Below are 19,848 nucleotides of genomic sequence, written 5' to 3'. Positions count from 1 at the left end.
ACATAAGACAGGCGTGTAAAGCAGTCGGTCAATAGCTTTAGTCCACTCCCTTTAATGATTCAATCATATTGATGTTGGATACTTTTCTTTGAAGTAGCAAGTTGGACAGAATCGTAAGCAAGTAGGCAAGAACAACAGAAACCAACAGGCTAGGAATCGTTAATTGATCCAGGATTTGTTGATGGGTACTGGACAGCGCCTTGACGATCATGGAATAAACATAACCACTTATCGGTAAAGCAACAAGAATCGCAAATGTAGTGAGTATCAGGTTTTCAAAAAAGATGAGTCGGTTTATTTTATGTTTTTGATAGCCTAATACCTTAAGGGTTGCAAGCTCGCGACTCCTTTCATAAATGTTGATGGAAGAGATCGAGTATATCGCGCCAAAAGAGAGGATGACGGCACAAACAATAAACATGATAAATACAAAATTGTTTTGTTTCAAAATATATTCAGCGGTTTTCTTTAGATCATCGCTATCTGAAATGGTTTCAACATGAGAATCTTGCTCAAAGAAGTTACGAACACTTATAAGATCTGCAGAGCTATTTGCTTCAACGAAAAGTGAGGTTGGACTGTAGTCAATGCCAAAGCTCTTTAAATAGTCTGGTGTGATATAAAACGAAGGGTTCGAATACTGCGTAGAGATATGGAAAACCTTCATGTCTACAGTTTTATTTTTATGCTCGGGTGTATCGAACGTTATTTGGATGGTATCTCCTGCAGCAATGTGATATTTGTCTGCGTAGGATTTTGGTACGAGCACACCGTTGTTTTCCAAAGTGATCCGATTATCATTTTCGTCAAAGTAATGAATGAGCGTGTTTTCTTTTTCGGTAACAACGAGAGTGGCATTATTTTTTTCATCATCTTTTATGAATTCAACAGGAAAGGTGGATAAATAATAATGATTTTTCATGCCAGAGGGGAGTTTTATCATATCCATAGATGTTCCCAGCGTATAATCGACTCGTAAATCATACCTATAGACATCTTCAATTTGGCTAGCTACTTTTTGCAACGCGGATTGAGTGCCAAAAGCGGTGATCAATAGGACCGTGCTTACAACGACACCAGTGGAGCTCGCTAAAGCTTTTTGTTTATTGAGGAAAATATTTCTCAAAATAAGTTTGTAGCTATAGGAGATATGACTCCAAATACCCGGAAATCTTTCTATCAGTAGCGTTTTCATCTTCTTTGGCGGTTTAGGACGCATAGCCTGAGCCGCACGTTCTTTTAATATGGTTCTACCACTTACGTAACACGCTAGGATTCCAAATGCACTCGAGAAAATAATGGGAGGAATAAAAGAATAGAATGAAAGGGAGTAAGTAATGCCAGGCAGAGAGTAGGCTCTTGCACTCGATGCCGTTACGAATGGGACAAATACAAGAGCGGCAATTGCACAACCGATGATGGAGCCTATGAGACCTGCCAGCACAGGGTATCCCATGTAATGAAGCATGATGTAACTGTTTTTGATACCTAAAGCCTTCATAATCCCTACTTGAGTTCTTTGAGAATCAATCATTCTCGACATGGTAAGAAACAGGATAATTGCGACAATCAAAAAGAGAACGAAAGGGATGACCATACTCATCAATTTATTATTCTGGATCGTTTCATTTATTTTCGAATAGCTGAGAGTCCGTTCTTTGCTTACTTGATTTACATAAGGAAGGTGTTTGGATTGTGCTTCAATGGATTGACCTAATTTGTCAATATCGTAGCCTTCTGTAGCATCGATCATGATTTCATTATAGGAAAGGTCACCGAAGATTTCAGAAATGGTCTCTTCGGCAATATAAGCGACTCCGAAGGTTTTATGGTCTTGTATTTCGTTCTTTTTGGCATGTTCGACATTCTCACCCAAGCCGCTAATGGTAAATGTAAAATTTTTTTCATTCGCACGAATACTGATTTCATCACCAACTTGAAAAAGATGTTCTTTCGCATAACGAGAATCCAATAATATCTCATTCTTTTTGGTCGGGATTTTGCCCTCAATCATAGCAATCGTGTTAATTTCGTTTTTGAAAGGGATGGAATGAATTTTCAAAAAAGCTTTATCACCTTCAAAGGTTTGCGTGGCATCAAAAGTATAGCGTCCTTCAATTTTATTAATGCCTTCTATTTTACTTAAAACAGCGATATCATTTTGGGAAATTTGATCGTAATATACATACAGGTCGCTTATGTTATGTTCTTGAAAATAACCTTCTGTATAAGCACTAAGATTATTGCTATAAGTTACGAGCCCCCCATAGAAAAAGGCTCCTACTGCGATAACCAAAACAAAGGCGATGAATTGCCCGATCGATTGTTTGATATCCCTTATTACTTTTAAAAATAATTTCATCATCACCACTCAATCCCTTCCACGCTTTGCTTTTCACGATTTATGGTAACGCTTTCAATCATTCCGCTTTTCACCTTAATAATTTTGTCAGCCATAGGAGCAATGGCGGAATTATGTGTGACCAATACGACGCACTTTTTTGTCTCTTTGTTCAAGTCCTGGAGAAGCTTTAAGACGGATTTACCTGTCACATAATCCAAAGCTCCGGTTGGTTCATCACAAAGTAAAAGCAAAGGATTTTTGGCAACAGCTCTTGCGATGGCAACTCTTTGTTGTTCGCCGCCAGAGAGCTGGGAAGGGAAGTTTCTCATGCGATTTTGTAATCCAACTTTATGTAAAATCTCTTTCGCATCCAGATGGTTTTTGCATACTTCCGTGGCAAATTCAACATTTTCGAGAGCGTTTAAATTCGGAATTAAGTTATAGAATTGAAAGACAAAACCGACTTTCTCACCGCGGTATTGTGTTAATTTTTTTTCGTTGAATCGGGTGATTTCTTGATCGCCAACAAATACTTGGCCTGAGGTAGCCGTATCCATACCGCCTAGCACATTCAAAATCGTACTTTTACCAGCGCCACTCGCCCCCAAAATAACGACGAACTCTCCCTCCGCTATGGAAAAATCAACACCATTGAGCGCTTTGATTGGCACTTCTCCGATTTTGTATTCTTTCGTTACTTTTTTGAATTCGATTAACGTCTTCACATACTACATCTCCTCGTATCTTATTTTCGAAAGCTTAGATACCATAATATACCAACAGGGAGTAGTTACATCCCGCAGTCGATGTATTTTGACCTCGGTCTTCAGAAGGAGTTTGTTCGCGCTTGTCAGAAAAATCGCTACACGTCCAGTATCGCCTGTAAATTCGTCTACTATTACCAATAGGAGGAATTCGACTTGCTCGCAAAAAAACGGAGCAACCTCTAAAAAGGATACTCCGTTTGAACATGACGGGGTTAACACCTCACATGTTTCCGTTTGAAACCAAGCTGCCCTTTACTTACTGCTTTTTGAATATTATCGAGAGCGTTTAGGAACTTGCTTTTTGCTTTGTCTTTTTGGACTTCTACAGGTCCTACTTCCTTTGCAATTTCGACCGCCTTATCGTGGAGTGGCAAATAGGAGGTTGCCACGGTGTAAATAAATTGGTTCATAGCGTATTTCGTTCGCTCGGGAGAATCGTGAATCGCATTTTTTACAGTTTCAAGCATACTGGCAATTTTGCTTTCGGAAAATTCACGATCGGGGCGATTCCCCAAAAGCCAGCAGTAACAACTCCAGCCAGCAGACATTCTGAGCTCTTCGCCGCTTGTGATCCATTGATCGGCAACTTCTTGGGCAATATCTGCTTCAGATAAGGTGACTGCCACCACATAATCGGACAGCATATAAAAATAAGCGGAATCCATCCAGCGATCAAAATCCGCCTTGGTCATTGCTTTTGGGTTTGCGATCACACCGGCAAAGTACATGGCGTCGTAGTTCCCGGTCGCGTAAAGCTGCTCCGCCAAGGGCTGATTGATCTTGATTTTTCTCGCCATGGGCTTCATAGCGCCTGTAGCCACGCCAAAAAGTGGTTCGTGAGCGCCATTGGATAGATAAATTTTCTTGGTTCGTTCCTTGCCGAGAGCTTCAAGCTCTTGCATGACCATCTCTAAATCCATCGTATATCCCTTCTTTCGTTGTTTTCTCGGCCAACAAACGCAAAGTATCATTAAAATGATTGACGATATGATTAGTGATTATTATAATAACCACCATAGAACTTAGAGGTTATAACAATAATCACTAAAAAGGTGCTGGTTTTCTTTGGATGAAATCTATAAAGAACTTCAGAAATTGGGATTTTCACAATATGAATGCAAAGCTTATATCGGACTCTTGAAGCAGTCTCCTATAACTGGATATGAGATTAGTAAAAGATCGGGTGTACCGCGTTCCATGATTTATGAAGTATTGGGCAAATTGTTAGATAAAGGAGCAGTTTATACGGTACCATCTGAACCTCTGACCTACTCTCCTTTGCCCGCTAAAGAATTAATCACGCGATTGCGAAATTCCTTCGAGCAATCATTTGATTATCTTGAAAAAAATCTATCTGCCTTAGAAAGTGAACAGCAAGTAGACGTGGTTCGACGCATTAGTACTGATGAACTGGTTATCACAGAAATGGTCGATATGATAAACAAAGCCCGAGAAGAACTATGGTTATCGATTTGGCAACCACAGATTTCTTTTATTAAACAGGACGTTGATAAGCGGATAAAAGAAGGTGTTCCTGTATTTTCTATGTTGTTTGGAGCACCCGATACCGAGTTAGGGGCAACCACTCATCATGATTACATGTCTCCGAAAGTAGCAGAGGAACGTATGAGTGGTCGTTTAACCATTGTCTCCAGGGACAATGAAGAAGTATTAATAGCAAATTTCGCTCCAAATACCGCTGCATGGGCTATAAAAACACAAGACCCAGCACTTGTATTAGTAGCAGTGGAGTACATCAGGCACGACATTATGTTTGCGCAATTAGTTAAGGAAGTTGGCCCCGAGAAAGCCGAAGCTGTCTGGATTAACCATCCTGACCTGTTCCACGTGGTTACAGGAAAACGGTTCAAGTAATTTGAACCGTATTTTCTTTCACTTTTTCATAGTAGTTATTACAATAACTCCCTGAATGTAAATAAGACTAAGGAGAGATAAAATGGGACTGGCAAATGACAAAATCGAAACGGTGGCAGATTCAAGAGATAACGATACTTTTCGCCAAGGTGTAAAGGATTGTGTCCCTACGCTACTCGGTTATTTAAGTATTGGATTCGCTGCTGGTGTGATCGAAAGGACAGCGGGTCTGAGTATAACTGAAATAGCCTTGATGTGTTTAATTCTTTATGCTGGCTCAGCCCAATTTATCGCTGCCGGAATGATGGCAGCAAGCAGTTCGATTACCACCATTATTATTACCATTTTCTTTGTTAATCTTCGGCATCTTTTACTTAGTGCAGCCCTGGCACCATATTTTCGGCATCTTTCTCCGCTTAGAAACATGCTAGTAGGGTCTCTACTTACCGACGAGTCGTTTGGAGTTGCGATCAACGAAGCTGCAAAAAAGAATTACATTAGCGAAAAATGGATGCACGGTCTAAATGTAACTGCTTATCTAAACTGGTGCGTAGCCAATATAGCGGGAGCATTCTTGGGACAATGGATTTCAAATCCCGAAACATTAGGTTTGGATTTTGCTTTGACAGCGATGTTTATTGGACTTCTGGTACTTTCGATGTTAAGTCGAAAGAAAATCAGACGTGATGTGGTTGTCGCGATAATCGCAGTTGTTATTGCTGTGGGAGCCAGTTCGGTATTGTCTAGCAGTATGGGAGTTATTGTTGCTACAATTTTTGCTTCAACGATAGGGATGGTGATGGAAAAATGGAAGTAAGATTGGATGTTTTTTTGATGATTGTAGGAACAGCAATTGTTACATTCATCCCAAGAGTCCTTCCTCTTATGGTACTGAGTCGTTTTCAATTGCCAGATTGGGCAACACGGTGGTTAAGCTATGTCCCCATATCTGTTATGGCTGCTCTAGTAGCGCAAGAGGTATTTAAACATGGTGAAAATATTTCTTTTTCTACAATCAATGTCGAACTTCTAGCAGCCATACCAACCTTTTACATTGCGATAAAAACACGTAGTTTATTGGTAACTGTACTCGCAGGCATTATTGCCGTGATGGCTTTACGTTTTTTGTTTCCAGCTTGATCGCTTCAAGATGTTCAAGTGATTTCCGTTTTCTTTCCTGACCATAACTGTCAGTGAAGTTGTTTTACAATTCATTTGTACATGAAGTTACAGGGAGGGAATCACTTTGAAGGAAGTGCTCATTTTTATTACGGATGGTTTTGCTGATTGGGAGGCAAGTTACGTCAGTTCAGAGTTGAACAAGCCAGGAACAGGATATCGTGTAAAGACAATCGCCATTGATCAGGAACCTAAAGTTTCGATGGGTGGTTTAACGGTCCTTCCAGATTATAGCGTAAACGAATTTAACCCGACTGAGGACATCGCCATGTTAATCATACCTGGCGGAACGGGATGGAGAGAAGAAAAGAATCAGATAGCAAAAGTAGTGGTTGAATATTGTGTGAGCAAGAATATTCCTGTCGCAGCCATCTGTGATGCTACGACTTTTTTGGGGAATCACGGATTTTTGGACAATCATAAACATACAGGCAATACGTTACCTTATTTGAAGGAAGGAGCTCCCAACTACAGAGGAGATCAACATTATGTAGAGGGTCAGTCAATCCGGGACGAGAATCTCATCACTGCGAATGGAAGCGGTGCATTGGAGTTTTCAAGGCATATTTTGGAGAGATTGGGTGTTTTGGAAGGCGAGGAATTGAATCAATGGTACGAAATATTTAAAAAGGGCTACTTTCCCTCCTAGCGGTTTGGTAGACACGATATGCCCCCATCAAATGAAAAGCCGAAGACCTGAATCGAAAAGGGTCTTCGGTTTAATAATGACAACTAATTTCCTGACATATTTATTTTTCATAATGTACTAAGCCGTAATTCATAGAAATACTGCACAATTGGATGCTTTAACTTCATCTTCTCAGCCATATTCAAAATCCTCTTTTTCCCAACTCTTCTGTCCACCAAGGCTAGAATATTCAATAGGATATCATTGCTCTCTATGCTTTCCTCTATAGAAATAGATAAAAACTGATTAGCCACAACGATAAAATTTGATTTACTTAATGTTGCCTGTGCTGACAAAAGCTCCTTTGCATATTCGGATATTTTTCTATTTCTTGCAATGACTTTTAGACGATCCTCCGGAACGTTCCCCTTGGTTTCATTTCTGACTGCTTCCATTTCTTCATTGGTGATAGGAATTTGGATTTCAGAATCATTCTTAATTTCCTGCTCCGTCTGATACCATCGGATTGAGCTAGTTATATCACTCATAGTAAGTACGTTCTTTTTATCTACGGCAATATAACAAATTCCGGATTTATCAGGTAAATAACGGTAACCCGTTGCACGGTATTCGACCCTTCCATTTAGCGCAGGACAGAGAAAGCTCTCCAGTTGTTTCTTCACTTTGCTCCAGGACATGTATCCTCCTATGTTCTCAAGGTCTTCTGTTACTCTTTTACTAACAATTATGCGTAACTTCTAGCTTATTATTGGCATAGATTGTTCCGTAAGTAGCACAAAGTAACATACCACCACAAACCTCGCTGCTCACTTGAAAGTTTATGTTGTCTTCCTATGTGTCTATGCTATCAGCTCTAATTGTATCGACAAGCTTTTTGAAATGAAAATACTTTGCTATCATATCATAACTTGATGAATTATCTTTATTTGTGCAAGGATTATATGCTTGGATGTCTTTAAAAATCGGACTTGGACTATATGGATCATGTTTCAAAGGGGGAGAACGATGTACATATATTTAGAGTTTGAAAACAAAATGGTTGATGAATTAGTAGAATTTTTAACATCAGAAACATGGAGTTTTCATGGACAGGAGAATCCTACTGAGGAGTCTATAAGAGAAAAGGTAGCCAACGGAAATTATAACGAAAACGGAAACCAAACATTTTGGATCATGGATAATCATACAAAAATTGGTTTAATAAGAGTGTTTGATTTAGAGGATCCCATATGTTTATTCGATTTGCGATTGAAAGAAAAGTTTAGAGGCAAAGGAATAGCAAAGGATGTCCTTAATTGGTTAAGTACATATGTATTCAATAAGTACACTCATATTATTAGAATCGAAGGTCATACCAGATATGATAATTTTGCGATGAGAAAAACGTTCTTTAATAGCGGATTTGTAAAAGAATCTTATAACCGTAGATCATGGAGACAAGGCGGACAATTATTTGATTCTGTTGGGTATGCAATGATACGAGAAGACTGGGAGAACAATACCAAAACAATAATAGAAGATACCTTTCCATACTAACTTAAAGGAAGCATAGGTGAAGAAGGATTCTGAAATGTAATATATGATCTTCAGTTTCCAAAACATCTAAGAAATGGTGGATGATAGAAAAATACCTTCCTGTCAAAATAAAGGAAAGGGTTTAACGAATGAAGGCGATATTAAGTCGTGTATTAGGGCGGCGTTTTCGTGGAAGTTTCAGGGAATGAATGATACAATATGAGCCAGTAATATTGCAACGGGAACGAAAAAACACGGTTCGGTTGGTAGTCCGAACGCATGGTCATAATTTTGTCCATGTCAGTAACCTTCCCCCCTCGGGATGTCCATCGTTACCCGTAATACTTTTTGAGGGGGAATATTTATGAAGCTGACTGTCTACTATGATGGTCAATTTTGGGTAGGTGTTGTAGAGGAAAATGATTTCGGTAAGTTAAAAGCAGGCAAATATTTATTTGGTTCTGAACCAAAGGATAATGAAATTCTGGAGTTCATCCAGAAAAATATTCATGAAGTCACAAACAAATTATCGCAAGAGGTGGATATTAATACCTCTTGTGACCGAAGGGTTAATCCAAAGCGTTTAGCCAGACAAGTGGCTCGCGAGCTAAGCATGAAAGGAATCTCTTCTTATGCTCAAGAGGCTTTGAAATTGGAGTATGAGAAGAGAAAAATAGAGAAAAAAGTATGCACTCGTCAGCAAAGAGACGAAATGAAGGAGCGAAAAAGAGAATTAAGACTTCAAAAAGCTAAAGCTAAGCATCGTGGTAAATAATTTGGATAGTTTTTTATGCAAGTACGTGGGCTATCACCATCTTTTTTTAGTGGTGTAGCCCCACTTCTTTTTTATATAAAAAACCCTGTTTATAAAGCTTGTTAGATGGGAGAATTTTGACATGCAGGGGCAAACGATTCCTGTAATTGTCCTTGCCTTGTTCTTCTGTAGACTGTCTCAAAGTAGGGGGTTCATCTCCTATGACTTAACTTGTGATGTAATGAAAAGATAATTTTAAGGAGGAAGAAAATGGTGAATAATCAATGTAATTTAAAATGGGCTGATTTAAGCGATCCAGTTAAAACGATAATAGAACACATTGATACTAATTGTTGTGATGAAGATTTTCAAGTTGGAACGAAGCTAAATATACCGTATTTTAAGGGGAGATTCACTCAAGAAATGGCAGATGCAATTCTCGAATATCAATATTCGACTGAAAATTTAAACGAAAATTGTTATTCTGCCGAACTGCAAGATGGTGTATTGATGATAAAGTTCGTTAAGAGTTCAGAGAGATAGTTCGTTATGTCTAATTTTATAACCAGGAGCGCCCTCATCAATCTCTAAATTTAAGTTTCCCTGCTTGAATAAAGCTATTATTTCAATTAAGTCTTGACGATCTAGCAACTTAACGTGATTTATTCCTGCCAAAGTCTCACAAGACGTAGTGAAGCTTGAAGTCCCTATTACGATAGACTTCTTAGCTTTGTAAAATCTCATGGAGGAATAAACTTCTTGAATGGCACTAATCCCAATTGGATTATTTTCAAAATAACGTTTAGCTTGGATGACGTTCCTTGTTCCAGAACGATCATTAAAAACTAGATCGGCACCGAAATCTCTACTCCCAACTGTTTTATCTAACCAGCCTAGTTGGGAAAGGATTGGATTTATACGCAACTTTGACACTTTAAGAATCTGACTCAATACAGTTGCATTTCAATATTTAGTATCGGTAGTTTTTGAGCTAATCATCGATTCAAGTTCTTGAATTATAGTCTCAGGCCATACAACCCAAGTTCCCCGTAATGAATCTGATTTATATTGTCCACCTTTATTCGTACCGGTATTTGTTAGTGTCCAAGCATTTTTAACTCTTTCCCATCCAATTTCTTGTAAGTATGAAAAAAGATCACTCGTAGAAACATGCAACAATTTTGAGAGTGCAGTTGTAGAGATGTATTTCTGATTACCCATTTTTACCTCTGAAAAACGAAACTATTTTGTAGCTAAGTAGTTCAAAATACCTTATTTCGCCAAATTATTTCCAAAACCTCCGAAAAGCGACAAAAAAGAAACCTACTATTTCAAATGAGAAAGGCTAAACTCCCATTGCATCAAGGGAATTTAGCCTTTTCTTTAACACCTATTTCAACGTCAAGAGCGTCACTGACTCCACATGCGCCGTTTCTGGATGCTTTTTACTAGTGATAATTATGAACGTCTAATCTGTATTTAGGTGCTGTTTTGAGCCTTTTGAAGTTATTTAATATTACTTTTAGGCATCTCATGCTACTCGACTGTGTGGTCAAAAATGTGGTCAAATATATTCGTTACACATGAGAAAAGAGATACCTTACTGCTAGTAAAAAACCAATACACATTGCGATTACCCACATGAATGAAAACAAAAATTTTTTCAAAAGGAGACACCTACTGACTATGTTTTATCTTTTCAATTTTTCCTTCCGCCAACGGGTAATCATGTCGTGTACTTGAGCCCCGTTTATTAACTTGATATTGAGTGGTTCAGCTATTTGTATAGCTGCCTTTGTAAAATGGCTAGTAGTTACGATCCAGGCATCATAACACCCGTAAACCTGTTTGCCGGCCTTTAAGCGAAGGACTATGTCGTTTCCTACGTTTTTTTTCCAACGTTTACACTGAACAGCTATCTTATAACCTTTCTTGTCTTGGAGAATTAAATCTACCTCGTGGTCTCCTGATCCACCGACTCTTTCAACCTGATATCCTTTGTCGCGGTAATAACTTTCCATTAAGCGTTCAAAATCAGTACCAGAAAGCGTATCAATATCGGAGGTTAGAAGTGCATCATCCGAAACGGATTCATTAAGTTTTCCAATTTTCCCGTTGTTTTGTTTTTTCTTTGGTGGCTTCGATTTTTTTGTCTTGTCCCCTAGGAAATTTCCGATGATAGTCGATATAAGGACACTTCCAAACAGGGTGCCGAAAAAGTAATACATCCCCAGATTAAAGTAAAAACCTATACTAACCGAACCAATTATCAGAATTGCATTAATCAAGGATACAAGATTGTTTACGTCTTTCTTTGACCATTTTGCCATGTTTTCTACAGACCTTTCGGTTGATGCAATAGCTGTTTAAGGTGTCACCTTGCTACGCGATCTTTTAGGATGAATTTGCATTTTGGATAGTTGGAACAGCCTGTGAACTTGCCATGTTTTCCACTTCGTTCAACCAACTTTCCATTGCAAGAAGGACACACGTTATTGCGTATTTTTTGATTTCGATTATGGTTTTCATTTTGCAGTGTCTTTACATGTTCTTTTCTCGTTGCTTTGTCCTGTAGATTGTTATTAGAAAGCTTTTTGATAATGCTGATTACGTCTGATTGTGTAAGAACAGGTTGTTTGTACTTTCTAATAGTCTTGTTAAGATTACTTAGATAAATTACCTCAGAGGAAACGGTAACTTTAAGTGTAGCCCTTCCGGTAAATGCCACGATGGGAATATAACGGGCGTTTTCAAATTCGAGTAGAAGGGCTTTAAGAGCATTTACATGACCTTTATTTTGCCAAAGAGGATTATATAGCTTCTCTTTTCGCTTATAGATTGTTTGTGTCCAATACTGGCTATTTTCAGTGCCTGTAATCCAGCCCGTATAGTTTTTTGTTTCAATGACAAAAATTCCATATTTCGATACAACAACGTGGTCAATTTGTGTAGTTTTTCCGTTGGAGTCAGGTACGAGTAAATCGTTTAGAGTATGATACTCTTCTCGATTTAGTTTATTTAGAATCATTTGGGCGGCTTTTTCACCAATAAAACCTTTTACAGTTGGTAGCTTTAATATAATGGCCAAAATAATGAGACATGCAAAGAGAATGTATATCACTTTTAGTTCCTCCTGAATAGGGGTAAGGCTGGATGATGATCCAAATTTAAATAATCAAGAAGTAATATCATCTTAGGATTTTGCTCCAGTTCTAATAAGACTGAATTCCAAATTTCAGTAACTTTTTCGGGAAAACATCATCTAAGTTTTGAATGTCAGTATCCGTTAGCTCAATTAAATTAAATCCATACTTCCGGTATATTTCCAATTTCGATTTTTTTCTCTCAGTATACTTAGGATCATTTTCAAGGCCCCAGTACTCAATGTAGACCTTTCCTACAGGGAGATAAAAATCACAGTATACATCTTCTTCAATAGGGAGTTTTCTCTCGTAGGCATGGACAATTTCCGACATGTAGAGCCAATTATCAATAAGCATCTCAGCTTTTGATCTGACAAAATGTCCATCAGCAGCTCTATGCTTAGCCTGAAATTTATCCCGAAAACTTGTAACAATTTCATTAATCGATTCTTCCTTCTCCTCAATGAATTCTCCATTGATTTGCTTAAACGTCTCGATTAGGCTTTTATTGCTTAGAATACTTTCAGGCCAGGTTACATAAGGAATGCCGGTTTTTTCATACTCTAATTGTTTTCCACCGATACTTTCACCTAATTTAGTCAATATCCACCCTTTTCTATCCCTCTCTAACCAGCCTAGTTCGGAAAGAATTGGATTAATACGCAACTTGGATACCTTAAGAATTTGACTCAATACAGTTGCGTTTACATATTTGGTTTCAGTCGTCTTACCGCCTTTCATAGACTCAAGCTCTGGAATCAGAGTGTCAGGCCAAACGACCCAAGTTCCTCTCAACGAATCTGATCTAAATTGCCCGCCTTTGTCTTTACCCGTATTTGTCAGTGTCCAAGCATTATTAACTCTTTCCATCCATCCAATATCGGTTAGATATGTAAAAAGTTCACTTGTTGAAACATTCATAAGCTTAGAGAGTGCTGTTGTAGAGATGTATTTCTGATTTCCCATCTTTACCTCCTGATTATGAGTCTATTTTAGTGTTCTTGAAATGTTGTTTGATAGAAAACGGTTCAAATTACCTTATTTCATCAAAAAACTACCAAAACCTCCATAAACGGACAAAAAAAGAAACCCGACTAGGTCAGATTTCCTCAAAATACTATCTAGTTAATATCTCTAAGTAATCTAGGGGCTAAGGAATCGATAATTCTTTTATGAGATAATTCCATAGAGACATTATGTATGTTACTAATATAGCTGTTTATTAATAATTTAAAATACTCTAAGTTCCCTTCGGATATTTCGCGCCAGAGGTTAGGTTTATATCTGACTATTATGCTTATAGAGTACAGAGTTAAAAAATGCAGGACAAAAGGATCGAAAAAACCAGGGAATAATTCACTAACTAATGTATTTTTGTAAATGGGAATAACTTGAGTAAGTCTTGAGTCTATCTTTGTTTCATAGTGTTCAAAATGACTATTGTAACGCCACTCTGTAATATAAGGCATCTTCCTAATAGTTTCCTCTGAAATAACAGATATTGAATTACCATGTAAGTGAACAGGAATACCATGAGGAAGGACATCGAATATTTGATGAAAAAGAACAGACATTTCTGTGAAATCAGGAAGTTCACAGACTCTCTCTAATAAGGTGTAAAAAGATATGGACTTTTCTTCAACATCTTTAGTAACATCTTCTGGAACTTTTTTAACTCCTTTATCTACCACATATTTTGAGATATTAACCCCTTCATACTTTTTAAATGCGTTAATAAATCCCCCGTTAGTAAGGTATATCTTTAGAGAATGAGGAAAATCTTCATTGGCATATTCATAACTTTTGGCTCCATGACCTAAAGATGTATCTTTTTCTAAAGAGGATAACGTCGCATTATTCGTTAGATCAGCCATACAAATTGCACTTAGTAATGAAAAATACCCATAATATGTTGATAATGCTCTAGAAGAAAGGCTGCCACTCTGAGCGAAATAATCAAATGCATTTCTTAAGCAAAAAGAAAGTCCTCTAGCTTTTTGCTCAATCAGTTCTTCACATACATTTAAGCTATTGAATTCAGCTTTTTTTAATAGCATTTTTTTTGCCATAAACTCACTTCTTAAATTTTTCAACATAATAGTGCCCATTTTCCTCTCCTCGTTATTTGTCATCAAGTATGCACTTGTCGTTAAGTATTAATTGGTTACATTGATTGTGACAGACTTGACTTTAGCTATAATTTCAAAATTGGAATCATGAAGTTCAATTGGTTCAAATGATGGATTATCGCTTAAAAAGATAACTCCGGAGCTAATTTTAATATACCTTCTTACTAAAAATGATGTATTAGATTCTCTAATTAGTACGATATCGCCGTTTTTTAATTCATCAGGATTTACCAAATTTAATACTGAACCAATAGGGATTCTAGGCTCCATAGAATCATCATTCATTTTTGCCCCAAAAAGAGGAGTTAATTTTAACTCCTGTTCATGTTTCGAAACATTATAATAGTCTGCATCCATATTTGGTACTTTATCTAAAGCTGCACTAATTTTATTGACCAATTCAATATCTGGAGTGTTATTTAATCCGGTTGTCACTCTCTCTAAATCTTCTCCTGTAATTAGAGTCTCGAGATTTGATATAACCTGTCGTTTTAAAGTTGAAGTTAAATCTCCTATGAAATCTTTAATAAAGGGTGGAGCTTTCTCAATATATCCTTCATATCTAAACCGTTCTACATCTCCTCCGCAAACTTTTGCGATAGCTACATTTACCTCATCAGACGCGGGTGCCTGCTTTTTAGTTTGTAGCTTACTTATATATGATCGGTTAATTTTTACTCCATAAATTGATTCACACTTATCTGCTATTTCTTGAAGTGTTAATCCTGATTTTCCGATCATTTCAATAAGAGTCTCGTAATAACCCATAAATTCAACTCCATATAATGAATAGTGTGTTTATTTTTTTATCACAATTGTTGACAAGAACATAAACAAAGTATACCATGATTTCAGAGTTACTTTTTTGTAACATTTGATTACTTATTAATCAACGGGAGGAGGGGAGTTTTTTGCGAATCCATGAGATAGATTCTTGCTTTGTTGAAATAGAAAAATACATTCAATTATTAGCGAAATCAAGAGCTATTCAAATTGGTCTTGAGAAAAAACTTTTAGAAAAAATTGCGATAGCCCGGCAAGCAACGAAGTAGCGCAGCCGATACCAGTATGCAGCGAAGCGGAGTACTGGCTTGGCCTTGATATGGAGAGGCGAGATGTGCCAGGCTGGTTTAGCGGACAAGCCCGCACTTGGCTTGACCGCTAAGCCTTGTCCTGCACACTCGCAGAGGCTCCATGTCAGGGCTGAGGCGTAGTAGCCTCTCGCCAAAGGGGCAACCCATATAACATGCCCCTCTCTAATTACAACCCAAAGGTGGTAGAAGTCTTGATACTAAAGGGTTTTGACACACTTGAATTTGGTATAAAAGTTGAAAACTATGAATCTAGCCTAAGACCTGTTTTAGATGTTTTTCAAAAATTAAAGCTGGAGGCACAAGAAACAGGGGTTGAACAGACTTTGATGCTAAACAATGTAACATTGACAGTTCACCGCACTGGAAAACGCTTCTACCCTTATAGGGTATCTTGTGATGACTTTATTGTTTTCTTTGCTGACAAGGAATTAAGTATGAATCCCCCCATTTTTGTTCATTTTTTATCGGGCTACATTTGGTCATTTGGTTTGGCAGGGGCATATAAACATTTCACTGATTGGCTTGGATTTTTAACTGATTCGGACTGCAGGAATCAAATATCACGTGTAGATGTATGCGTCGATAGTGATTCAGTTACTTTTAAGCAAATTGACAGCAAAGGGGTAATAACCAGGGCAAGAAAAAAAGAAGATTGCTTTGTTAGTGGAGAGTACACTAACGGTCGAAAGTTCAGTGGCTTCCGGGTTGGGATTGGCGGTCCATTGCTAGCGCGAATCTACAATAAAACGATGGAGATTCAAAAGTCTGGAAAGGACTGGTTCAAACAAATCTGGCTTGATCATGGATGGAATGATGACAAAGATGTCTGGCGTGTAGAATTTCAGCTGCGAAGAGAAGTGTTAAAAGAGTTCTCAATTCACACCATTGAGGAGTTGCTGGAAAAGGAGAATAATTTGTGGGCTTATCTAACCCATGAATGGTTAACGATTAGACAGCCATCATCAAATAACGTTTCTCGTTGGAAAATCAAACGGAAATGGTTAGTCATTCAAAAAGCGGACATGAAGTATGAAGCATCACCATTAACTAGAGAACTAGTTAAACAAGGTAGTTTAGAACAGCTATTTAAACCAAGGAAGAGGAATATTACTTTCAGTGGCCGCCATCGGTAATCACAATTCGATTGAGGACACAACAAAGTTATTTCAATCTTGGACTGAGATTGGTTTAGACAAAAAAAATACGTCTTTCCATGAAGAGAAAGAACGTAGAAGAAAAAAATACTTATTCAATGATTAGCTTATACAGATTTGGAGGAAAAATCAATGAGTAATAAGACTACGAACGTTGAAGAGTACCCTTTGGTATTAAATGCGACTCATATCGCTGAGATCATCGGTGTTTCCAAAAGAATTGCTTATGAAATTATGGAAAAGTCGGGTTTCCCGTTAATTCGTATAGGACGATGCAAGCGTGTTACAAGAGAAGCGTTGTTCAAGTGGTTAAATGAGCAGTACATCTAGAGGGAGTAGAACATGAAGGGATACTTTCGTAAGCGCGGCAGTCTTTGGTCTTTTACAGTGGACATTGGAAGAAAGGCAGATGGCTCTAGAAATCAGAAGACAAAAGGTGGTTTCAAAACCAAAAGAGAAGCTGAACAGGCGTGCGCTGAATTGATCACGCAATTAACTAAAGGGGATTATCTAGAACCAAGTAAAAAGACGGTACAGGAGGCTATGGAGGCATGGCTGAACACTATATTACAATCAACCTTGCGTATTTCAACTTATGATAACTACTCCAAGGCGATCGTCAAAAGAATTATTCCAGCATTGGGCAAATTGAAACTAAAAGACGTTCAAGCAGATCATATTCAATCGTTCTATCTGACTTTGATAAAAGACGGATTGTCACCCGAGTATATTCGGTATCTACATTCCATTTTAAAAAGCTTTTTTACATATCAAGTCAGATTACAGAACATTACAAAAAATGTTGTTAAACTTGCTATTCCACCGAGAATCGGACGTAAAGAACAAAAGACATGGTCAATTGAAGAAGCAGTTTGTTTTTTAGAAGTGGCAAAAGAAGATAACCAATCCTACTACATTGTCTATTTGCTTGCTTTGTATACCGGTCTAAGGAGAGGTGAGATATTATCTCTTCGATGGAGGGATTGTGATCTGGATCAGGGGAAAATTAGTGTCTGCCAAACGCTTTACTATTCCAATCAACAATTTCATTTTTTAGAGCCTAAGACAAGTCGTTCAAATCGATTGGTTTCCATTCCAGATACGGTCGTGGAGATACTAAAAGCTCATCGGCTGGAACAAGAGAAACACAAAAGAGACATGGAATGTATCTACGAAGATTACGACTTAATAGTAGCAAACGAGATTGGGAAGCCAATTAATCCTAGAAGCCTCACGGGACATTTCCGACGCACTATCCAGAAGGCTAGAGTGCCAAAGATTCGTTTTCATGATCAACGTCACACCCACGCCACGATACTTTTAAAACTGGGGGAACATGTAAAAATTGTTTCAGAACGACTTGGTCATTCAAATGCAGCCATGACGATGAATGTGTACAGTCATGTAACCAGTGATATGCAGAAAGAAGCAGCAAAGAAGTTCGATATGGCATTGATGCAGAAGAGTTCAGAAGAGGAGATGGGGAATTAAAATGAAAGAGATGTTGTTTGAGACAAGGGAAGGACATAGGCTTATCGGAATATCTGTTGAACCAACAAATGAACAAAAGGCACTAGTTATAGGAACACAAAGGCAACTTGGGATGGGGGCATTTGATGCTGTATTCATCCATAGAACAAGGTTGAACAGGGTTATAGTTTTGGGTAAAGAAGAAATTCTTCGTATTCGGCCAGTAACTGTATTTGATACAGAGTACGATCCACATTTAGGGATTGGGGAGTAACCTTAATGTGCTTTTCGTCTTCACCGAATGTGTCCTTACGTATAATCGCCATCCAGAATGAGAGTGCTGCTTGCGTATACAACTAAAGAAGGCTTCTTTATCGGGTTCCCTGCCAGGGCTATAGGCGCTGGCAGGGACGCAATAGAGTTAGGGCTATTCCGGGGAAGTGTCAGTTGAAAATACTATGTTAATAAACATTGGAGTGATAAAATTGCCGATCGACAGAAAAGAACTTTATCAAAAAAGAATACAAGATTCCGTTATTAAATTAGCTGATTATATGATGGATAATTCCACAAACGGTATTGTGGCAATGAAAGCAATAGAGTTAAGAAAAAATTGCAGATTAACGCCTCATTTATTTACTGAAGCCTCTGGAAGATTAAGAGCTATTGGGTTTCATAGTGGTGCCAAAAGTTTCACTAAAAGAGAGCTTATAGAGCGTCAAGGGGATTGTTCGTCTTATTATAAGATAAATCCCGAATGCCATCCTCTTAAGCTACGTCAAGAGGTAATAGATGCAGCACTTAAGCGTAGAGAGCGAAATAATAGAATTCGGCATTACGGAATTGAATTCGCTAATACGGAATTTAGAAAAAATTGAGATAATGTGTTTATATTGCAGCCCATGATTAATCGAAAGGATGATTGATGTTAATGACAAGAGAACAAGCAATCTTCTTCGAAACAATGGAAGATCTAGATTGTGACGGCTCATTTGAACCACTATTTTTTGCCTATCACGATTTTATTGTAGGGGTTGATCTAACTAGAGCTACTGATTTAGAAGTACATCGTCGTGCTAAAGAGTGTCTTCTACGATATAAACCGTTGTTAAATTCACCCATATGTTTTTATGACAAAAGAAGGGACATTATCGACCAATTAGATTTGGATAGTGCTGAGTGGGAGTATTTAGATTACATACGTGATGGGATGGAGATACCAGTATGAATAATAGAGAGAAGTTTATTTCGACAATATCTGAATATGGTTTTGATATTAATAAGCCTTTTGGTATTTCGTGTTCAGGAGATGAGGACGGAGTTAATTTATCTGTAATAATACAAGGTGATGACAAAAAATTCTGGAATTCAGATGCTAGGTTAGCTGCAATTACTCATTTAATAGGTGCACTCGATTATAAGCATGATTTGGACGCTGATTATGATGTTTTTCAGAAATATATGTTGGCCATTTTAGACTCCATCGGAAAGGCTATTAACTGGGCAGCACCTTATGATGAGGATCGAAATATTGAAGTAGTAAAGAAATTTATTGAGCATGCTTTGGGGTCAAATATAGTTGTTGACGCTGAACAGGAAGGACTAATCGATCAAAAAGAAGAAGATGATATTGATTTTGGAATCTAAGGAGTCTGTAAAATATTCTGTGTAAACTCTCAACCTCTAAACTACAATTAGTCTTAGAAAGGTTGGGAGATTTTTATGATGTCAAAAGAGCAGATCAAGCAGTGGATCAAAGAGAAAAACATGAAGTC

Annotated in this window: 25 protein-coding genes and 2 pseudogenes; 15 read left to right on the top strand and 12 right to left on the bottom strand. The window is 37.8% G+C overall.

Annotated elements, in window-relative coordinates; genetic code table 11:
- Nucleotides 1-37: 37 nt before the first annotated feature.
- The 3 genes from M3630_RS22705 to M3630_RS22695 all read right to left on the bottom strand — a co-directional run bounded on the left by M3630_RS22705 (nt 38) and on the right by M3630_RS22695 (nt 4,031).
- Entirely contained in the window at nt 38-2,362 is a 2,325-nt protein-coding gene (locus M3630_RS22705; RefSeq protein ID WP_251253723.1) for an ABC transporter permease, read from the bottom strand.
- A gap of 2 nt (nt 2,363-2,364) precedes the next feature.
- The gene (locus M3630_RS22700) at nt 2,365-3,069 is read right to left on the bottom strand and encodes an ABC transporter ATP-binding protein (RefSeq protein ID WP_251253624.1); all 705 of its coding nucleotides are present in this window, start codon (nt 3,067-3,069) and stop codon (nt 2,365-2,367) included.
- A gap of 254 nt (nt 3,070-3,323) precedes the next feature.
- Complete coding sequence (locus M3630_RS22695) at nt 3,324-4,031, bottom strand: DNA alkylation repair protein (RefSeq protein WP_251253623.1); 708 nt, start codon at nt 4,029-4,031, stop codon at nt 3,324-3,326.
- 145 nt (nt 4,032-4,176) lie between these two features.
- Between M3630_RS22695 and M3630_RS22690 the strand changes: the two genes are divergently transcribed.
- The 4 genes from M3630_RS22690 to M3630_RS22675 all read left to right on the top strand — a co-directional run bounded on the left by M3630_RS22690 (nt 4,177) and on the right by M3630_RS22675 (nt 6,814).
- Nucleotides 4,177-4,986: a TrmB family transcriptional regulator gene (locus tag M3630_RS22690; protein ID WP_251253622.1), complete on the top strand. Its 810-nt coding sequence runs from the start codon at nt 4,177-4,179 to the stop codon at nt 4,984-4,986.
- 82 nt (nt 4,987-5,068) lie between these two features.
- A complete protein-coding gene (locus M3630_RS22685) occupies nt 5,069-5,803 on the top strand; it encodes an AzlC family ABC transporter permease (protein WP_251253621.1) in 735 nt (244 codons plus the stop codon).
- Nucleotides 5,794-6,126 (top strand): AzlD domain-containing protein, encoded by a 333-nt coding sequence (locus M3630_RS22680; RefSeq protein WP_251253620.1) that lies wholly within the window; start codon nt 5,794-5,796, stop codon nt 6,124-6,126. Before M3630_RS22685 ends, M3630_RS22680 begins: the two co-directional genes overlap by 10 nt.
- 106 nt (nt 6,127-6,232) lie before the next feature.
- The gene (locus M3630_RS22675; protein ID WP_251253619.1) at nt 6,233-6,814 is read left to right on the top strand and encodes a type 1 glutamine amidotransferase family protein; all 582 of its coding nucleotides are present in this window, start codon (nt 6,233-6,235) and stop codon (nt 6,812-6,814) included.
- A 107-nt stretch (nt 6,815-6,921) separates the two neighbouring features.
- Here the strand turns inward: M3630_RS22675 and M3630_RS22670 are convergent, their stop codons facing one another.
- Nucleotides 6,922-7,491, bottom strand: coding sequence for an SF0329 family protein (locus tag M3630_RS22670; protein ID WP_251253618.1), 570 nt, complete (start codon nt 7,489-7,491; stop codon nt 6,922-6,924).
- A gap of 40 nt (nt 7,492-7,531) precedes the next feature.
- A pseudogene (locus M3630_RS22665) lies at nt 7,532-7,807 on the bottom strand (hypothetical protein); the annotation flags it as partial.
- Between the two features lie 12 nt (nt 7,808-7,819).
- Here M3630_RS22665 and M3630_RS22660 point away from each other — a divergent pair.
- The 3 genes from M3630_RS22660 (at nt 7,820) to M3630_RS22650 (ending at nt 9,626) form a co-directional block, all read left to right on the top strand.
- Nucleotides 7,820-8,350 (top strand): GNAT family N-acetyltransferase, encoded by a 531-nt coding sequence (locus M3630_RS22660; RefSeq protein WP_251253617.1) that lies wholly within the window; start codon nt 7,820-7,822, stop codon nt 8,348-8,350.
- Between the two features lie 343 nt (nt 8,351-8,693).
- The gene (locus tag M3630_RS22655) at nt 8,694-9,104 is read left to right on the top strand and encodes a YjdF family protein (RefSeq protein WP_251253616.1); all 411 of its coding nucleotides are present in this window, start codon (nt 8,694-8,696) and stop codon (nt 9,102-9,104) included.
- A 249-nt stretch (nt 9,105-9,353) separates the two neighbouring features.
- A complete protein-coding gene (locus tag M3630_RS22650; protein ID WP_232774389.1) occupies nt 9,354-9,626 on the top strand; it encodes a hypothetical protein in 273 nt (90 codons plus the stop codon).
- Here M3630_RS22650 and M3630_RS22645 read toward each other — a convergent pair.
- The 7 genes and pseudogenes from M3630_RS22645 to M3630_RS22615 form a co-directional block, all read right to left on the bottom strand.
- Nucleotides 9,615-9,980 (bottom strand): annotated as a pseudogene (locus tag M3630_RS22645) (restriction endonuclease); the annotation flags it as partial. The gene M3630_RS22650 and the pseudogene M3630_RS22645 overlap by 12 nt on opposite strands.
- A gap of 66 nt (nt 9,981-10,046) precedes the next feature.
- Nucleotides 10,047-10,304, bottom strand: coding sequence for a hypothetical protein (locus M3630_RS22640; protein ID WP_251253615.1), 258 nt, complete (start codon nt 10,302-10,304; stop codon nt 10,047-10,049).
- 470 nt (nt 10,305-10,774) lie between these two features.
- The gene (locus tag M3630_RS22635) at nt 10,775-11,413 is read right to left on the bottom strand and encodes a restriction endonuclease (protein ID WP_251253614.1); all 639 of its coding nucleotides are present in this window, start codon (nt 11,411-11,413) and stop codon (nt 10,775-10,777) included.
- Nucleotides 11,414-11,457: 44 nt separating this feature from the next.
- Nucleotides 11,458-12,204, bottom strand: a complete 747-nt coding sequence (locus M3630_RS22630; RefSeq protein ID WP_251253613.1) for an NERD domain-containing protein — start codon at nt 12,202-12,204, stop codon at nt 11,458-11,460.
- A gap of 91 nt (nt 12,205-12,295) precedes the next feature.
- Nucleotides 12,296-13,192 carry a glycerol kinase gene (locus M3630_RS22625; protein ID WP_251253612.1) on the bottom strand — a complete coding sequence of 299 codons (897 nt, stop codon included), beginning with the start codon at nt 13,190-13,192 and terminating at the stop codon, nt 12,296-12,298.
- A gap of 155 nt (nt 13,193-13,347) precedes the next feature.
- A complete protein-coding gene (locus tag M3630_RS22620) occupies nt 13,348-14,334 on the bottom strand; it encodes a YaaC family protein (RefSeq protein WP_251253611.1) in 987 nt (328 codons plus the stop codon).
- Between the two features lie 48 nt (nt 14,335-14,382).
- On the bottom strand, nt 14,383-15,123 hold the full coding sequence (locus M3630_RS22615; RefSeq protein ID WP_251253610.1) for a LexA family transcriptional regulator: 741 nt from the start codon (nt 15,121-15,123) through the stop codon (nt 14,383-14,385).
- A 143-nt stretch (nt 15,124-15,266) separates the two neighbouring features.
- Between M3630_RS22615 and M3630_RS22610 the strand changes: the two genes are divergently transcribed.
- The 8 genes from M3630_RS22610 to M3630_RS22575 all read left to right on the top strand — a co-directional run bounded on the left by M3630_RS22610 (nt 15,267) and on the right by M3630_RS22575 (nt 19,720).
- Complete coding sequence (locus M3630_RS22610) at nt 15,267-15,407, top strand: hypothetical protein (RefSeq protein ID WP_251253609.1); 141 nt, start codon at nt 15,267-15,269, stop codon at nt 15,405-15,407.
- Nucleotides 15,408-15,640: 233 nt separating this feature from the next.
- A complete protein-coding gene (locus tag M3630_RS22605) occupies nt 15,641-16,582 on the top strand; it encodes a replication initiation factor (RefSeq protein ID WP_251253608.1) in 942 nt (313 codons plus the stop codon).
- 153 nt (nt 16,583-16,735) lie between these two features.
- Nucleotides 16,736-16,933, top strand: a complete 198-nt coding sequence (locus tag M3630_RS22600) for a helix-turn-helix domain-containing protein (protein WP_251253607.1) — start codon at nt 16,736-16,738, stop codon at nt 16,931-16,933.
- A gap of 12 nt (nt 16,934-16,945) precedes the next feature.
- Nucleotides 16,946-18,094, top strand: a complete 1,149-nt coding sequence (locus tag M3630_RS22595; RefSeq protein ID WP_251253606.1) for a site-specific integrase — start codon at nt 16,946-16,948, stop codon at nt 18,092-18,094.
- A gap of 1 nt (nt 18,095) precedes the next feature.
- Entirely contained in the window at nt 18,096-18,347 is a 252-nt protein-coding gene (locus tag M3630_RS22590; protein WP_251253605.1) for a hypothetical protein, read from the top strand.
- Nucleotides 18,348-18,558: 211 nt separating this feature from the next.
- Nucleotides 18,559-18,951 carry a hypothetical protein gene (locus tag M3630_RS22585; protein WP_251253604.1) on the top strand — a complete coding sequence of 131 codons (393 nt, stop codon included), beginning with the start codon at nt 18,559-18,561 and terminating at the stop codon, nt 18,949-18,951.
- Between the two features lie 53 nt (nt 18,952-19,004).
- Nucleotides 19,005-19,301, top strand: coding sequence for a hypothetical protein (locus M3630_RS22580; RefSeq protein ID WP_251253603.1), 297 nt, complete (start codon nt 19,005-19,007; stop codon nt 19,299-19,301).
- Nucleotides 19,298-19,720: a hypothetical protein gene (locus tag M3630_RS22575; RefSeq protein WP_251253602.1), complete on the top strand. Its 423-nt coding sequence runs from the start codon at nt 19,298-19,300 to the stop codon at nt 19,718-19,720. Before M3630_RS22580 ends, M3630_RS22575 begins: the two co-directional genes overlap by 4 nt.
- Nucleotides 19,721-19,848: the final 128 nt, after the last annotated feature.

Origin of the sequence: Brevibacillus sp. MER 51, assembly GCF_023714195.1 — a bacterium.
Taxonomy (GTDB): Bacteria; Bacillota; Bacilli; order Brevibacillales; family Brevibacillaceae; genus Brevibacillus.
This window is presented reverse-complemented; position numbering and strand designations above follow the sequence as displayed.

Excerpts from the sequence above, each read along its gene's own strand:
- M3630_RS22670 (WP_251253618.1), bottom strand. The coding sequence starts at position 7,491 with ATGTCCTGGAGCAAAGTGAAGAAACAACTGGAGAGCTTTCTCTGTCCT.
- M3630_RS22625 (WP_251253612.1), bottom strand. The coding sequence starts at position 13,192 with ATGGGAAATCAGAAATACATCTCTACAACAGCACTCTCTAAGCTTATG.
- M3630_RS22695 (WP_251253623.1), bottom strand. The coding sequence starts at position 4,031 with ATGGATTTAGAGATGGTCATGCAAGAGCTTGAAGCTCTCGGCAAGGAA.
- M3630_RS22640 (WP_251253615.1), bottom strand. The coding sequence starts at position 10,304 with ATGGGTAATCAGAAATACATCTCTACAACTGCACTCTCAAAATTGTTG.
- M3630_RS22595 (WP_251253606.1), top strand. The coding sequence starts at position 16,946 with ATGAAGGGATACTTTCGTAAGCGCGGCAGTCTTTGGTCTTTTACAGTG.
- M3630_RS22600 (WP_251253607.1), top strand. The coding sequence starts at position 16,736 with ATGAGTAATAAGACTACGAACGTTGAAGAGTACCCTTTGGTATTAAAT.
- M3630_RS22635 (WP_251253614.1), bottom strand. The coding sequence starts at position 11,413 with ATGGCAAAATGGTCAAAGAAAGACGTAAACAATCTTGTATCCTTGATT.
- M3630_RS22590 (WP_251253605.1), top strand. The coding sequence starts at position 18,096 with ATGAAAGAGATGTTGTTTGAGACAAGGGAAGGACATAGGCTTATCGGA.
- M3630_RS22620 (WP_251253611.1), bottom strand. The coding sequence starts at position 14,334 with ATGGGCACTATTATGTTGAAAAATTTAAGAAGTGAGTTTATGGCAAAA.
- M3630_RS22655 (WP_251253616.1), top strand. The coding sequence starts at position 8,694 with ATGAAGCTGACTGTCTACTATGATGGTCAATTTTGGGTAGGTGTTGTA.
- M3630_RS22615 (WP_251253610.1), bottom strand. The coding sequence starts at position 15,123 with ATGGGTTATTACGAGACTCTTATTGAAATGATCGGAAAATCAGGATTA.
- M3630_RS22580 (WP_251253603.1), top strand. The coding sequence starts at position 19,005 with ATGACAAGAGAACAAGCAATCTTCTTCGAAACAATGGAAGATCTAGAT.
- M3630_RS22680 (WP_251253620.1), top strand. The coding sequence starts at position 5,794 with ATGGAAGTAAGATTGGATGTTTTTTTGATGATTGTAGGAACAGCAATT.
- M3630_RS22575 (WP_251253602.1), top strand. The coding sequence starts at position 19,298 with ATGAATAATAGAGAGAAGTTTATTTCGACAATATCTGAATATGGTTTT.
- M3630_RS22650 (WP_232774389.1), top strand. The coding sequence starts at position 9,354 with ATGGTGAATAATCAATGTAATTTAAAATGGGCTGATTTAAGCGATCCA.
- M3630_RS22685 (WP_251253621.1), top strand. The coding sequence starts at position 5,069 with ATGGGACTGGCAAATGACAAAATCGAAACGGTGGCAGATTCAAGAGAT.
- M3630_RS22660 (WP_251253617.1), top strand. The coding sequence starts at position 7,820 with ATGTACATATATTTAGAGTTTGAAAACAAAATGGTTGATGAATTAGTA.
- M3630_RS22705 (WP_251253723.1), bottom strand. The coding sequence starts at position 2,362 with ATGAAATTATTTTTAAAAGTAATAAGGGATATCAAACAATCGATCGGG.